We start from the raw sequence: 12986 nt of genomic DNA on the forward strand, positions 1-12986 counted from the left end.
TGGCCTGTTGAGCTTTTGTTTCCTTCTGGGAGTGGGAGGCGGTGGGCCGCTCGGGGCACGTTCCGGGCGGCCCACCACGCCTCATTCCGTCCCGGCGGCTGCGAGGTCGCACCATGCGATCGCGTCCTCCACGAGGCTGCCCAGTACCAGCCGGCCGTCGCGCTCCGCCACGCTCGTCGCCATGCGATAGCGCCGCCCGGCACCCCTTACTTCGCGAACCACTCGGCCGTACGCGTCGATCTCCACGACCTGGGCAGCGTGCGGCGGAGGGGCAGGCAGACGGCGGATCCCGGCCGCCGCCACCCGGCGCACCGGCGGTCCCGTGCGGTGCAGCCGTTCCAGGAGCGGGGTGCGCGGCGCGGCGAGTGCGACCCACAGGCCCCCGCGAGGGCTGAGGGAGATGTTGTCCGGGTAGCCGGGAAGGTCGTCCGCGAACGTGTCGTGCCGACCTGACTCGGGGCCGGTCAGCCACCGTCGGGTGAGCCGACGCGCACCGGTCTCCACCACCACGGCGTACGACTCGTCGGGCGCGAGGGCGACGCCGTTCGCGAACTGGAGCCCGTCGAGGAGGACTTCGGGTTCGCCGCCGGGTGCGAGCCGCAGCAGCAGGCCGGTGGGCCGGTGCTCCACGATGTCGGACAGCCACTGGTCAAGTCCGTAGCGGCGGCTGGAGACGGTGAACAGGACCGTGCCGTCCGCGGCGGCCACCGCGTTGCTGCAGAACCGCAGGGGCGCTCCGGCCACCGTGTCGGCCAGCGCCTCGATGTCCTGCCCGCCGTCCGGGTCCAGGCACAGCAGGCCGCGCTCGGCGTCACACACCAACAGGCGTCCGTCGGGAAGCACTTCGAGCCCGAGAGGCCGGCCTCCTGTACGGCCGACCTCCTGTATGTGGGAGTGGCCTCCGGGGCTCTCGGGCAGCTTGATCCGCAGGATGCGGCCGTCCGCGACACCGGCCAGCGCCCGGCCGAGGCCGTCGAAGACGACGTCCTCGGGCCCGTCGCCACCCCGCAGCGTGGCGCGGGCGGCCTCGGGGTGCAGGCAGGCGGTGAAGGCCATCGCGGTGAGCGGGAGCACCCCGAGGAAGCTGTGGATGTGCTGCTCGATCGGGCGGATTTCGCACTTTCCGGTTGCGAAGCTCACGTCGTAGAGCGCGGTGGCGCCGTGGGCGAGGGCCGCGCCGCCCATGACGGAGAGGACCAGCGGGTTGATCTTGGCCAGGAGTCCCACGGCCACGGGGATGCCGGCCTCGGTCATCAACAGCGCGTGCACCGCCGACTCGCGCGCGCCCGAGGTGTCCTCGACCCTGGTGCGCCGGTGCATCCACCAGCCGGCGATCCCTGGCACGACCCACATCGGCAGCAAGCCGTACGGTCCCGCGCGCCGAAAACCCCTCGGATGAACAGTGGCCGGTCTCCTGCGGCCGCGACGGCGCCGGACGGCAGCCGAGCCGTTTGGAGCCGCGTCCCTCGGCCGGCGGTGTGTGCGCCGTGATGACCCAGCGGCGGGGTGCGGAGCCGTGCGGGGCGTTCCAGAGTGGAAGGTGACCCGGATATCACTGGGTGGTGAAGGAGACAGCATGCCTCGTGGATCGAGTTCCAAGCGGGAGCGCCAGTACGAGCACATCAAGGGGAGCGCCGAGGAGCGCGGCGAGAGCACGAAGCGTGCCAAGGAGATCGCGGCCAGGACCGTCAACAAGGAACGGGCCCGCGCCGGCGAGTCCAAGACCGCGAGCAAGAGCTCCGTTCAGGACATGTCCTCGTCCAAGCGGGGCGGTCAGCGCTCGCACAGTGGCTCACAAGGACCGACGTACGACCAGCTCTATGCGGAGGCGCAGCGCCGCAACATCCATGGCCGGTCCAACATGGACAAGGCCCAGCTCAAGAGGGCCCTCGGCGGGAGCTGAGACAGTCGCCGGGCAGGCCCGGGACCGTTGCGACGACCACGAGAACGGAAGGCGTGCGTCAGCGGCCCGGGCCTTTCGCCGTTCTCAAGGCAGAGCGATTCCTCCGACACGGCTGGCAGCCATGCCTTCCTGGGCTGCGTGCCTTGTCGCCGACTCTTGATCGGTGGGAGTTCTGCGACGAGGATGGAGACGCGGAAGGCGAGATCATCCGGGGGAGGCGTAGTGGGTCTGGGGACGGTGGCGCTGACCGGCGCGGCGGGCAACATCGGCTCCTTCGTACGCAAAGAGCTTCGGCGTGAAGCAACGCGTGTGATTCTGCTCGACCAGGTGCCACTGCTGCCGGAGGCCGACAACGAGGATGTGCACACGGTCGACTTGCGCGACTTGGCCGCCGTGATGTCGGCACTCGCCGGCGCTGACCAGGTGATCCATCTGGGCGGTGTGCCGGACGAAGCGCCTCTCGCGGATCTTCTCGACGCCAATGTGCTCGGCACCCATCATGTCTTGGAGGCCGCGCGGCGTACCGGCATCAGGCGGGTGGTGCTGGCCAGCAGCAACCGCGTCACCGGGTTCTACCCCGTTGCGCACCTGACGGGGCCAAGGGAGCCCGTGCGGCCCGACGGCCTGTACGGGGTGAGCAAGGCAGCCGTCGAGGCGCTGGGACAGCTCTATGCCGACAAGTTCGGCCTGTCCGTCATCAGCCTGCGCATCGGCAGCTTCGAACCCGTTCCCACCGAACCCCGGCATCTGGCGACGTGGCTCAGTCCGCGCGACACCATGGGCTACATCCGGGCCGCTCTGACCGCTCCGCCCTCCACCCGCTTCGTCACCGTGTATGCCGTCTCGGCCAATACCCGCCGTTTCTGGGAACTCCCTGATCCGGCGGTACTGGACTACGCGCCCGTCGACAACGCCGAACTCCATGCCGGCGACATTTCCGGAGCCGACCTCCCGGCCGACCCGGCAGCGCCTCAAGCCGGCCCGTACGCCCTGCCTGACTTCACCATCCCCCACCTCCGGCCCTGACCCGACGCACCGGCGCGCGGGTGGCCACGGTGCCACGGTCGCCCCGCCCGGTGTGTGCCGCGCACCGCAGGGCAAGTGGGCTCGTGTGGGGTGCTTCGGTCCGGTCCACTATCGGTGTCTCGGGGGGTGCGTAGTTCAGTCGATGCGCCGGTGCGATGCCCGCACACCAGCTGGGGCTGTGAGGCCTCGTGGGCTCAGTGTCCTGGCCATGGCCTCGTCGTTGACGAGGCATGACGAGAACTATCAGACTGCGCCACCGTCTTGCGGTGACGCTCGCAGGCCCGCTGTCCCTCCTGCTGGCGTGCGCGGCCACCACGGCCGCGCACGCCGCCGTTGAACCATCCGAGAAGATCAGCCCTGTCGGCGGCTATGCGGCCCTGGGGGATTCGTTCGCCTCGGGCGTCGGTGCCGGTCGCGCCGACGGGGACTGCCGTCGCAGCTCCCTCGCCCACCCCGCGTTGTGGGCCGCCGGGCACCACCCGGGACGGTTCGACTTCGCCGCCTGTACGGGGGCGACCAGCGCCGACGTCACCGCGACGCAGCTGTCCGGGCTCGACCGCAGCACGACGCTGGTCAGCATCACCGTCGGCGGGAACGATGTCGGTTTCGCAGATGTCATGAGGACGTGCACCTTGAGCGGCGAGAGCGCCTGCCTGGAGAGCGTTGCTCGATCCGAGAAGGCCGTGGACCATGACTTGCCCGGAAAGCTCGATGCCGCCTACCGCGCCGTGAAGGCCAAGGCGGCACACGCCCGGGTGGTGGTGCTCGGCTACCCGCACCTGTTCACCCAAGACGCCTGCCTGATGGGGCCGGTGACCGGGCGGGAACAGTCCGCGCTCAACACCGCGGCCGACCACCTCAACAGCGTCACCCGGGACCGTGCCCGCGCGCACGGGTACGTCTTCGCGGACGTCACGGCAGCCTTCGCCGGGCACGAGATCTGTTCTGCCGACCCATGGATCCATGCTCCGTCACTCCTCACCGCGGACGTGGCCTACCACCCCACCGAGGAAGGCCAGCGCGAGGGCTACCTCCCCGCCCTGGCCAAGGCGGCCGGCTCCGGCCATGCCTGACGGGCACGGCGAGGGGGAGATGCTCGGGCGCACCCCGGTCGAGATGCCGACGGTGTCGGCGGCGAACGGCTAGCAGAAGGCGGGTGTGCCGTCCCGGGACCCTGACCGGTCCCGGGACCCGGGTGTGCGGCTGCTTCCTTGACGTCCCGTTCAATGACCCGCAGGTTTCGCTCACGGTCACTGTGTCCATCAGCTCGGCTGTGAGGAACTCCCGTACGGTTCTGGGGAGTTGAGCATGTTGTCCCGCAACTGATCGAGCGTCACCTTCACGGGCGGCGGGGTGCTGCTTCCAGGTGTTCGCGGGCTTGGGTGCGGAGCCAGGTGTGGGCCTGGTCGGTGTCTTAACGGTGGTGCCAGGCGAGGTTGATGCAGACCGGCGTGAGGCTGAGGGGGGGCCAGCAGGGTCGGGCCGAGCTGGACGGCACGATACTCGTCGATCGACCCGCCGGGGTTTCTACCTACGGACCCGCACGGTTGTGCGGACCCCGCCGTCGTGGCCGCTGACCTGGTGGCGGCAGGGTTCACGGTCGAGGAGCAGCAGGAGCTGACGCTGGAGCCCGCGCCGGGCGCTGCCCCTTCTCGCGGGGCTGGGGCTCGGTCGCTGAGCTGCGCCATTCGGGGGAAAGGGGGACAGACGGCCGCGGGTCCGGTCGGCGGGGGGAGGAGAGTGGAGGTGTGAGCCCGCCTGTGGGGTGGCCGTCAAGGGGAGTTGCGGGTGAGCGCTTCGCTTTCGGATGTCCAGCACCAAACGATTGCCGCGATCGTCCGGGCCGTGGGCGAGGGGCGCGGGCACTGTGTCATCCGGCTCCTGGACGAGTTCGTGCAGGAGGCCGACCTGGCCGCGCTGTTCGCCTTGCGCGAGGCCCTCCACGACGCCAGACCCAGCCCCGGGCACCGCTCCCGGACCGTCGGCTCACAGTAGGAACCACTGCTTACGCTGCCGGCAGACGGAGGACGAAGGTGGTGCCGCCTTCCGGGCCGCGGGCGGTCGCTTCGAGGGTGCCGTTGTGGCGGGTGGCGATGGCCAGGCCCAGTCCCAGGCCCGAGCCGCCGGCGTCGCGGTCGCGGGCCTCGCCGAGGCGGGTGAAGCGCTCGAAGACGCGCTCGCGGTCCTCGGGCGCAATGCCGGAACCGTCGTTGTAGACCCACAGCCGGGTGGTGCCGTCCGTCTGGCCGACGGTGACGGTGACTGCGGTGCGGGCGCGGCGGGCCGCGTTGTCGTGGAGGTTGCGTAGCAGGCGGTGCAGCTGGAGGGGGTTGCCCCGGACGGGTGCCGTCTCGGGGAGATGGTTCGTGGAGTACGGGCCGTAGGGGTGGCGCAGGCGGAGCTCGTGGGTCAACTCGCCTGCTGTGCCTGCGAGATCGACCAGGGCGGGGGCCGCCTGCTGTGCGGCCGGCCGGGTCAGCGAAGAGCAGGTCTTCGGTGAGGGCGTGCAGGCGGCGGGCGGCGGCGAGGGACTCGCTCGCGGTCCGCGGTCAGTCGGTTTGTGCGGCTTCGGGCAGGGCGAAGACGTACACCGTGAAGGTTCCCGGCGGGCCTCCGGAGACGGTCTTGTCGCCGGGTCCGGTGGTGATCGCGGCGCCCACCGCGGTGAGGCCGCGGTGGGCGAGCCGGACGGACTCGGCCGGTGGTGGGTTGCCGTCGTGGTCGGCCGTTGCCGCGCCGGTGTGGACGGTGACCGTGGAGCTCCAGTCGTTGGAGGTGCCGACGGGCGCGGAGGACCGGTGGCCAAGAAGGTCCACGACTTGCTCACCGTCGGCTCACTCGTCGAGGTCAAGGGGTCCAGCAGCACGGTGAAAACTGACCCCGGCAACGGTCTTGAAGACTGGCAGGAGACCTGGCAGCAGTGGCAGGACCGCAGTGCCGGATCCTTGGCCGGGTAGCGTCCGAGCTGTGGTCGATTCTCCTTCCGGAGCGACGGATGAGCTGAACTGTCGTCTTCCCCGGAAACATCGGCGGGGTCACGGTGGCATTCGACGCTGTGCGAGGAGTTCCTGTTGAATCGGCGTGTTGAAGTACCGTTCTGACCGGGGGAGATCCACCCATGACCGCTACCGTTGACGCCGAGTTTCTTGCCGCCGCCAGGAACCCCACCGCTGAGTGGCTGGAGTCCTGTTTCGGTCCCGGCGTCCTGTGGCGCCCGAGCCCGGAGTCGCTGCCCGAGGGGCTGAAGCACGTCGGGACCCGGGCGTTCCTCTCGGAGGTCGGCATCCCGGCCACGCGGAATGGTTTCACCGGGTTCGACGGCAAGGACCTGCCCGAGAACGGCCTGTGGGAGGCGGACCCGGACGAGATCTTCGGCCGCCGCTACCCCGACGACGACACTCCGCCGGAGAGCTACGCCTACTGCGTCGGGCTGGTCGACGAGCTGCACCTGATGGTCGACGGCGTCACGGGCTCGGTCGAGGCGTACGACCCGAACGGCTGGGACCACGCCGCCGGCCACGTGGGCTACGTGGCCGACTCGGTGCCGCAGGTGCTGGCCGCGTTCGCTCTGCTGGCCCTGTACGAGGAGCGCTTCGACGACGGCGACGCGACGGCCCTGGCCGAATTCATCGAGCTGCTGGAGCAGTTGGACCTGGACCCGGAGGACGAATTCTGGCAGAACGTGGTGAACGAGCTGCGCGATGGCTACCTGGACGTCGACTGACGCCCTCTCGCTCCCCGAGAGGGCATGAACCCAGGCCTCCGATACCTCGTCCGAGTGGCTGTGGGCGTTCCGGCCCGGCCTCGTCCAGTGTGCGCGAGTCTCGTGCCTGTCGGGTTTCCTGCTGTCCGGGTGAAGTCGTGGAGGCGTGGGTTGGCTCGTACGCGTCGGTCAGGGGGCGTATGCCACGGGGTCACCATGGCCCGGCCTGACGACTCGGTCCCGACCGCCTTCGTGACCCAACTCAGGGATGCATCAGCGGAGTTCGGAGAGCTGTGCAGTCCCGCTGCGTCGTGGTGCACCGTCCCTCGCCGAAGCGCCTTCGGCACCCCGTGATCGGCTTCGTCCCACGAAACAGGACCTGCTCGGGAATTCGCCGGTGCGCACTCGACAGAGGCATGCACCCTCCACGTTGCCGACACCGTGACCGGCGTGGTGCGTGAGGAGCGGTGCCCCGCAGGGGAGCGTCATGGGCTTCGCGATCACGCCGTACGGCACCGGCGCCGTCGCCCTCGACGCCGGCGGCCCAGCTCCAGGAAATTGCGCCGCGCCCTGCTCCCTGATCTGTCTAACCTGTCTGACCCGATGAACTGTCAAGGAGCACCCTCGTGCAGAAGATACCGACCCTGTTCGTGCGCGATCCGGAGGACCGCCGTTACGTCCTCGACCTGGTCACCCCCGGCTGCGAGTGGGTGGCCGCCGGCGAAGGCGTGGCCACTCGGAAGTACGACGGAACCTGTGTCATGTTCGACGGCGCGGCCTGGTGGGCGCGGCGCGAGGTGAAGCCGGGCAAGACTCCGCCGTCCGGTTTCCGGGCCGTCAGTACGGACGGCGTCACTGGTCGCACCGTCGGCTGGGAGCCGGTCGGGCAGTCGTCGTTCGCGAAGTTCCACAGCGAGGCGCTTGCGAACATCGACCGGCTGGTCGGCTCGTCGGAATCATTCAGTCCCGGCACCTACGAGTTGATCGGCCCGAAGATCAACGGCAACCCGGAAGGCAAGCCCGGGCATTGGCTCGTCGCGCACGCTGAAGCCGACGTCATCTCCCTGCCGGGGCGGACGTTCGAGGAACTCCGCGCAACGGTCTTGAAGCTCGCCGAACTCGACCGTGTGGAAGGCCTGGTCTTTCACCACCCCGACGGCCGGATGGCGAAGATCAAGGCGAGGGATTTCCCGGCCTAGGCCGACGGGGCCAGACCGGTGGGATCAGTCCGGCGCGATCAGACCGGCGAGGCAGGCCGTTGGGGTTACCGTCGGGTAGGCGGTGGGGGCCCAATGCCAGCTCCTGGGTCTCCTCGGCACGGCGCACCAGGCGGGGTGATGGCCGTGGCAGTGTCGCCCCGGCCCTCAGTGCCGTACCGCCAGCACCTCGCGTGCGGACGTCTCCTGACGGAGTTGCAGCGCGCTCCAGTTCGTCAGCAAGGCCGAGTGCTGGGTGAGCCAGCTCTTCTGTGCTGCGTCCAGACGGGTGTAGGCGGTCCTCAGGTAGCCCGTGTGCTCCTTGCACCGCACATCGGCCTGGGCGAGGGGGTTGTGGGCGAAGTCGGTGTCCCGTGGGAGGCCGTACATCAGCGCGGCCGGGTCCTTCTGGTCGTATCCGGCGTCGTGCAGGCAGCGGCGCCAGCGCTCCGTGGCCGTACGGAACTGAGGGTCCTGTTCCAGCTGTTGGCGTGCTTCCTTCTCTCCGTCGCCGAGCTGGATCCGGTACTGGAGCCAGTGCAGCCGGTCGCCTCCGAGGAGGCGCTGCTCGGCCTCGGCCTGGCAGCCGTCCGCGGGGCGGGTGACCCGGATCGTCCTGCCGGCGGCGGAGATCCGCTTGTCGGGGTCGCCGAACAGCGCGCGGGCGAAAGCCGGGTCGTGGGGCTCCTCGGCCGGCGCCGCGGCGGGAGGTGCCGATCGCGGCGGGGTGAGGGACTCCAGGCCGAACGTGGTGGGCTGCTCGTCGGCGGAGTCCGCCGGCCTCGCCACCGGAACCGGGCGGTAGGTGAAACCGTGCTGGGCCATGCAGTCGACGGCGAGGTGTCGCTGGGCCTCGGCGACCTGGGTCTGGGCGGTTGTCCGCTCGTAGAGGAGCCCGAAGAACGGCAGGCGCTGGGCCAGTTCGGCAGTGCTGGGGCCGGTGGGCGGCCGTGTGGTGGCTTCCGTCCGGGAAGTGAGCATCCAGGCGGCCGCGCCCGCCGTGAGCACCAGGACCAGGAACACGGCGGCGACCGCACTCCGGCGTGACACCCGCTTCGGCATCTCGGTTCCTCCTTCCGGCCGGGGACGGCGGGCGGTGGCCCGCCGTCCCCGGCCGCCTGCGGGTCAGTAGCAGTGCGTGGACGTCGTCCCGGTGAGCCGGAGCGAACTGGCCAGGTTCGCCTGGCCGCTGGGGAGGTACTCCACGTAGCTGCCCGGGTTCACGCAGAACAGGAAGCTGTTGTAGTTGATGTTCAGGTAGTAGTGGCTCTCGTATCCGCCGGTGGAGGAGTTGCTGGCGGACTCCACGTTGTCGTTCACGTTCTGGCCGTAGCCCGCGCCGCCGCTCACCTGGTTGAAGGTGTCGTTGGTGAAGTTCGCGTCACTGTTGAAGTACGAATGGCGGGCCGAGTTGAGCCCGGTGTAGAAGACGCAGTGGTACCCCGCCGCGCAGTTGGGACCCGCGGACGCGGGCGCCGCGGACACGGCCATGCCGGTGACGACCGCGGCCGCCAGTGCGGCGAGGGTGCCGATCTTCCTGCGCAGCCCCGTTGTGGTGGTGCTCACTGATGTCATGGGTCGCCCCTCCAGTGCGTCGGCCCGTACCAGGGCAAGGACCGGCGTGGCGCCTCGTGCACCATGCACACGCCAGGCTGGTGGTGCGGGACAGAGGCGGCGAGTTCGTATCAGGCCTACTCGGACGGGGATCGGCCCGGTGACGCAAAGGGCATCGGTCACCCCTGTCCGAGCGAGTGCAAGCGGAGGGCGGGAGCCGTCGGAACGGGGTGGCGGCAGTGGCTGATGGCGGCACGGAGCAGCGGAAGAGCCCGTACGCAACGGGAACACAGCGCTACGAATGACGTGCCAGACGAATATGTCGTGAATCGGCGGCATGGGTGCACCCGCGGCCGCTGAGCCTCGCAGCGGGCTCGGCGTCGACAGCGCGGCGCGGGGCCGCCGCTTGTGAGACAGGTCCGTCGTGGTGAAGTGCCCCTGACAGATGGGCACTCGCCATCCGCTGTCGATCACCCATCATGCAAGGCACTGTTCAGAGTTGCCCGTACCTGTTCTTTTCGGCCGGGGGCATGACACATGGCATGCGCTTTTCGGACGTGTTGTTGCCCGGCCCGCACGGCGCATGCGCTGATTCACGCCACTTACCGGTGAAGCCCCTTACTGACTTTGCGGGGGCGTCACGCTCTGAACAATTCGCCCTTCGCATCGGACAGTGGAGTGTTCATGACGCGTACTGGTTCCTCTGCGCCCGTGCTCATCGAAAGTCCCTCGGTCAAGTTCTCCAGCGCGCCTCAACGTGCCCCGCTGCGGCACCTGGGCAGGCCCTCCCTGCGCACGTCCGCCTCGGGCACCCGGCGCCTCGCCCGGGGAGAAGCCCCTCGCGTACTGCTCCTCGTGCCCTCGTACACCCGGGTCGTGGAGCCCTCCCCGGAGAGGAGCAGCTTCCGGGCGCTCGGCCTGGACACCTTCGAGGTCATGAAGCGCGCGGGCACCCCGATCGGCCTGCTGCGCATAGCCGCGAACGCCCGGCTCGCCGGGTTCGACGTCCGCATCGTCGACTCGCCCTTCGCCGGCTGGGAGCAGGAGCACCGGCTCGTCGACCTCGGCGGCGGCAGCAGCCTGGTCCGCTACGGCCTCGACGACTCCCAACTCCGCTCCATCATCGAGGAGTTCGAGCCGGATGTGGTCGGCGTCCAGTGCATCTACACCGTCCAGTGGGGCAACGCACGGGCCCTCGCCGAGCTGATCAAGGACATCGACCCGGCGATCGTGACCGTCACGGGCGGCGCCCACCCCAGCGGAGACTGGCAGTACGCCGTCCCGGACTCACCCTTCGACCACGTCGTCATCAACGAGGCCGACCAGACCTTCACCGCCCTCCTGCAGGCCCTGACGGAAGAGGGCGGCGACGTCGACGCGGTGCCGGGCATCGCCTACCGGCGCGCCGACGGAGCCGTGGTCCGCACCTCCGCGATGTCGCCGTACATGCGGATCCTGCCCAAGCGGCAGGGCCTGGACCAGCGGCTCGCCATGATGCCGCTGCCCGACTTCGGGATGCTGGACATGCGCCAGTACGAGCAGGCGTACCACTCCTCGGGCAAGCGGGTGCGCGACCACGGCTCCTGGGCGCAGATCTTCTCGACCATCGGCTGCAACGTCGGGTGCGACTTCTGCTACATCCCGATGGTGAACGGCCCCTGGCGCGCGCTCGGCACCGACTGGTTCGACCTGCACCTCGCCGAGATCACCAAGCAGGGCGTGACCGAGGTCCTCATCGAGGACGACCACCTGCTGCACGACCCGCTGTACGCGATGCGGGTCTTCGAGCTCCTGCGCAAGCACGATCTGCCGTGGGTCGAGGAGGGCGGGCTGAGCCTGTTCAACCTCGTCCTGCTGCACCTGGGCGCCGAATTCGCGGACGGCATGGACGAGGCAGAGCGGCGCAACCCCAACTTCCGCAATGTCCTGGCGGCCATGCGCTCCGGGCTCACCTGCCGGGACCTGATCAAGGCGATGGCCCAGGGCGGCTGCTACAGCGTCTACCTCGCTGTGGAGAGCGCGAACGAGGACAGTCTGCAGAAGTCCGGAAAACCCCGGCTCAACGCCATTCAGCGGGCCACCGGCGAGATCGTGGAGATGTTCACCGAGTACGGAATCCAGGTCACGGGCGGTTTCATGCTCGGCTTCGTCAACCCGCCCGAGCGGCCCGGGGACGCACCGTACATCGAGTCGCTTGAGCAGATCGAGAAGACCATCGACTACGCGGTCACGCTCATGGACCACGGCATGGCGTACGCCAACCCGTTCATCGTCACCCCGCTGCCGGGCACGAAGATGTGGGACTTCCAGAAGGACTACGTCGTACGCCACTACGACAACGGCTGGTCGCACGAGAAGGCGACGATGGCCACCGACAAGTGGAGCGCCGAGGACGTCGAGCGCATGCGCCTGGAGCTCCTGGTGCGGGCCAACGGCGCCGACAAGGTGACCGAAATGGTGCGCCGCGGGACCTGGCCGGTGGACGCCTGACGCGGCCGGGCCGGGCCCTTCCTCATGGCCGGCGGGGTCCGGCTCGGCGTCGGCGGCGCGCCGAGCGCAAGGTGTCCGACGAGGCCAGCACGGCGCCGCCGGCGATGAGCACACAGGCGACGGCGACGGGCCAGCTCGCCCGGGCCCGTCCCGTCGCGACGAGCAGTGACGTGGACAGCAGCGGGGCGAAGTACGACAGGGTGCCCAGGAGGCGGATGTCGCCGTGCTTGGTGCCGTGGTCCCAGACGTAGAAGGCACCGCCCACCGGGCCGAGGCCCAGGGCAAGCACGGCGAGCCACTGCCAGCCGTCGGGCCGGACCGTGGTCTCGAAGAGGAGGTGGCAGACGGCCGCGAGGGCGGCGGTGGCCAGGCAGAAGAACGCGACCATGTCCGTGGGGACTTGGGGATAACGGCGATTGGTCACCGAGTACGCCGACCACACCAGCGCGCAGACGGCCGCCGCGATGTACCCGAGCAGGTACTCCCCGCGGAAGTGCACCCCTTGGCCGCCGGTGACCAGCAGGAACGTGCCACCGAGCCCGAGCACCGCGCCCGTGATGTGCCACCAGCGCAGCCGCTCACCGGGCAGCAGCGCGGAGAACACGACGATCAGCAGCGGCCACAGGTAGGCGATGAGGCCGGCGTCCACCGCGGGGGCGTTACGCAGGGCCAGGAAGTAGAAGAAGTGGTAGCCGAAGAGGCCGCCGATGCCGAGCGCCCAGGCGCCGACGGGCAGCCCTCGGGCCGTCGCTCCACCGCCGCGCAGGGCCCGGGGCAGGCCGATGATCCCGCCGACCGCAAAGGCCATCGCGGTGAGCTGGAACGGCGGTATCCGCCCGGTCAGCGTGGTGAACAGCGCGAGTGCCGCCCACAGCAGCACCGCCACGGCACCGGTCCCGGTGGCCCTGAGCCGACGCGCCGGGTGTGTCTCGGTGCCGGCCCGGTTCCCCGCCGCGATGAGATCGGCCTCCGTGTCCATGCGCCCCCCAGTACGTCCGTCTCCGGCGACTACCGAGGCATCGTAGTGACGCGCGCCCGATCCGCCCGCGTTTTCCGGACAGCCGACGGAACGGGGGCGGGCTGTGGTGCCCCCGCCCCTGGGGTTGTGGCCTCT

14 protein-coding genes are annotated in these 12986 nt (G+C 69.9%); 8 read left to right on the top strand and 6 right to left on the bottom strand.

Going from position 1 to position 12986, the window contains the following annotated elements; genetic code table 11:
* Positions 1-81: 81 nt before the first annotated feature.
* Positions 82-1344, bottom strand: coding sequence for an SMP-30/gluconolactonase/LRE family protein (locus ACSHXC_RS37505; protein WP_438295795.1), 1263 nt, complete (start codon positions 1342-1344; stop codon positions 82-84).
* Positions 1345-1576: 232 nt separating this feature from the next.
* Between ACSHXC_RS37505 and ACSHXC_RS37510 the strand changes: the two genes are divergently transcribed.
* From ACSHXC_RS37510 to ACSHXC_RS37525, 4 genes are all read left to right on the top strand, one after another.
* Positions 1577-1903 (top strand): plasmid stabilization protein, encoded by a 327-nt coding sequence (locus ACSHXC_RS37510; protein WP_438295796.1) that lies wholly within the window; start codon positions 1577-1579, stop codon positions 1901-1903.
* 222 nt (positions 1904-2125) lie between these two features.
* Positions 2126-2929, top strand: coding sequence for an NAD-dependent epimerase/dehydratase family protein (locus tag ACSHXC_RS37515; RefSeq protein WP_438295797.1), 804 nt, complete (start codon positions 2126-2128; stop codon positions 2927-2929).
* Between the two features lie 266 nt (positions 2930-3195).
* Complete coding sequence (locus tag ACSHXC_RS37520) at positions 3196-4002, top strand: SGNH/GDSL hydrolase family protein (RefSeq protein WP_438295798.1); 807 nt, start codon at positions 3196-3198, stop codon at positions 4000-4002.
* Between the two features lie 715 nt (positions 4003-4717).
* The gene (locus ACSHXC_RS37525) at positions 4718-4924 is read left to right on the top strand and encodes a hypothetical protein (RefSeq protein WP_438295799.1); all 207 of its coding nucleotides are present in this window, start codon (positions 4718-4720) and stop codon (positions 4922-4924) included.
* A gap of 10 nt (positions 4925-4934) precedes the next feature.
* Here the strand turns inward: ACSHXC_RS37525 and ACSHXC_RS37530 are convergent, their stop codons facing one another.
* Positions 4935-5342, bottom strand: coding sequence for an ATP-binding protein (locus ACSHXC_RS37530; protein ID WP_438295800.1), 408 nt, complete (start codon positions 5340-5342; stop codon positions 4935-4937).
* A 136-nt stretch (positions 5343-5478) separates the two neighbouring features.
* The gene (locus ACSHXC_RS37535) at positions 5479-5745 is read right to left on the bottom strand and encodes a hypothetical protein (protein ID WP_438295801.1); all 267 of its coding nucleotides are present in this window, start codon (positions 5743-5745) and stop codon (positions 5479-5481) included.
* Between ACSHXC_RS37535 and ACSHXC_RS37540 the strand changes: the two genes are divergently transcribed.
* The 3 genes from ACSHXC_RS37540 to ACSHXC_RS37550 all read left to right on the top strand — a co-directional run bounded on the left by ACSHXC_RS37540 (position 5728) and on the right by ACSHXC_RS37550 (position 7831).
* A complete protein-coding gene (locus ACSHXC_RS37540; protein WP_438295802.1) occupies positions 5728-5886 on the top strand; it encodes a hypothetical protein in 159 nt (52 codons plus the stop codon). The two genes, ACSHXC_RS37535 and ACSHXC_RS37540, sit on opposite strands and share 18 nt — an antisense overlap.
* A 161-nt stretch (positions 5887-6047) precedes the next feature.
* Positions 6048-6653, top strand: coding sequence for an SUKH-4 family immunity protein (locus tag ACSHXC_RS37545; protein ID WP_438295803.1), 606 nt, complete (start codon positions 6048-6050; stop codon positions 6651-6653).
* A gap of 605 nt (positions 6654-7258) precedes the next feature.
* The gene (locus ACSHXC_RS37550) at positions 7259-7831 is read left to right on the top strand and encodes an RNA ligase 1 family protein (protein WP_438295804.1); all 573 of its coding nucleotides are present in this window, start codon (positions 7259-7261) and stop codon (positions 7829-7831) included.
* Positions 7832-7996: 165 nt separating this feature from the next.
* Here the strand turns inward: ACSHXC_RS37550 and ACSHXC_RS37555 are convergent, their stop codons facing one another.
* Both ACSHXC_RS37555 and ACSHXC_RS37560 read right to left on the bottom strand, forming a co-directional pair.
* Positions 7997-8890, bottom strand: coding sequence for a hypothetical protein (locus ACSHXC_RS37555; protein ID WP_438295805.1), 894 nt, complete (start codon positions 8888-8890; stop codon positions 7997-7999).
* 63 nt (positions 8891-8953) lie between these two features.
* Entirely contained in the window at positions 8954-9403 is a 450-nt protein-coding gene (locus tag ACSHXC_RS37560) for a hypothetical protein (protein ID WP_438295806.1), read from the bottom strand.
* Between the two features lie 690 nt (positions 9404-10093).
* On the opposite strand from ACSHXC_RS37560, the gene ACSHXC_RS37565 reads away from it, so the two are divergent.
* The gene (locus ACSHXC_RS37565) at positions 10094-11872 is read left to right on the top strand and encodes a B12-binding domain-containing radical SAM protein (protein WP_438295807.1); all 1779 of its coding nucleotides are present in this window, start codon (positions 10094-10096) and stop codon (positions 11870-11872) included.
* Between the two features lie 22 nt (positions 11873-11894).
* On the opposite strand, the gene yddG is transcribed toward ACSHXC_RS37565, so the two are convergent.
* Positions 11895-12851 carry an aromatic amino acid exporter YddG gene (gene yddG / locus ACSHXC_RS37570; RefSeq protein WP_438295808.1) on the bottom strand — a complete coding sequence of 319 codons (957 nt, stop codon included), beginning with the start codon at positions 12849-12851 and terminating at the stop codon, positions 11895-11897.
* Positions 12852-12986 lie beyond the last annotated feature (135 nt).

Source organism: Streptomyces sp. HUAS TT7 (assembly GCF_051550175.1).
GTDB lineage: Bacteria > Actinomycetota > Actinomycetes > Streptomycetales > Streptomycetaceae > Streptomyces.

What these genes read in the sequence shown, in the direction of transcription:
- yddG (WP_438295808.1), bottom strand. Translation starts at nt 12,851, where the DNA reads ATGGACACGGAGGCCGATCTCATCGCGGCGGGGAACCGGGCCGGCACC.
- ACSHXC_RS37545 (WP_438295803.1), top strand. Translation starts at nt 6,048, where the DNA reads ATGACCGCTACCGTTGACGCCGAGTTTCTTGCCGCCGCCAGGAACCCC.
- ACSHXC_RS37560 (WP_438295806.1), bottom strand. Translation starts at nt 9,403, where the DNA reads ATGACATCAGTGAGCACCACCACAACGGGGCTGCGCAGGAAGATCGGC.
- ACSHXC_RS37510 (WP_438295796.1), top strand. Translation starts at nt 1,577, where the DNA reads ATGCCTCGTGGATCGAGTTCCAAGCGGGAGCGCCAGTACGAGCACATC.
- ACSHXC_RS37555 (WP_438295805.1), bottom strand. Translation starts at nt 8,890, where the DNA reads ATGCCGAAGCGGGTGTCACGCCGGAGTGCGGTCGCCGCCGTGTTCCTG.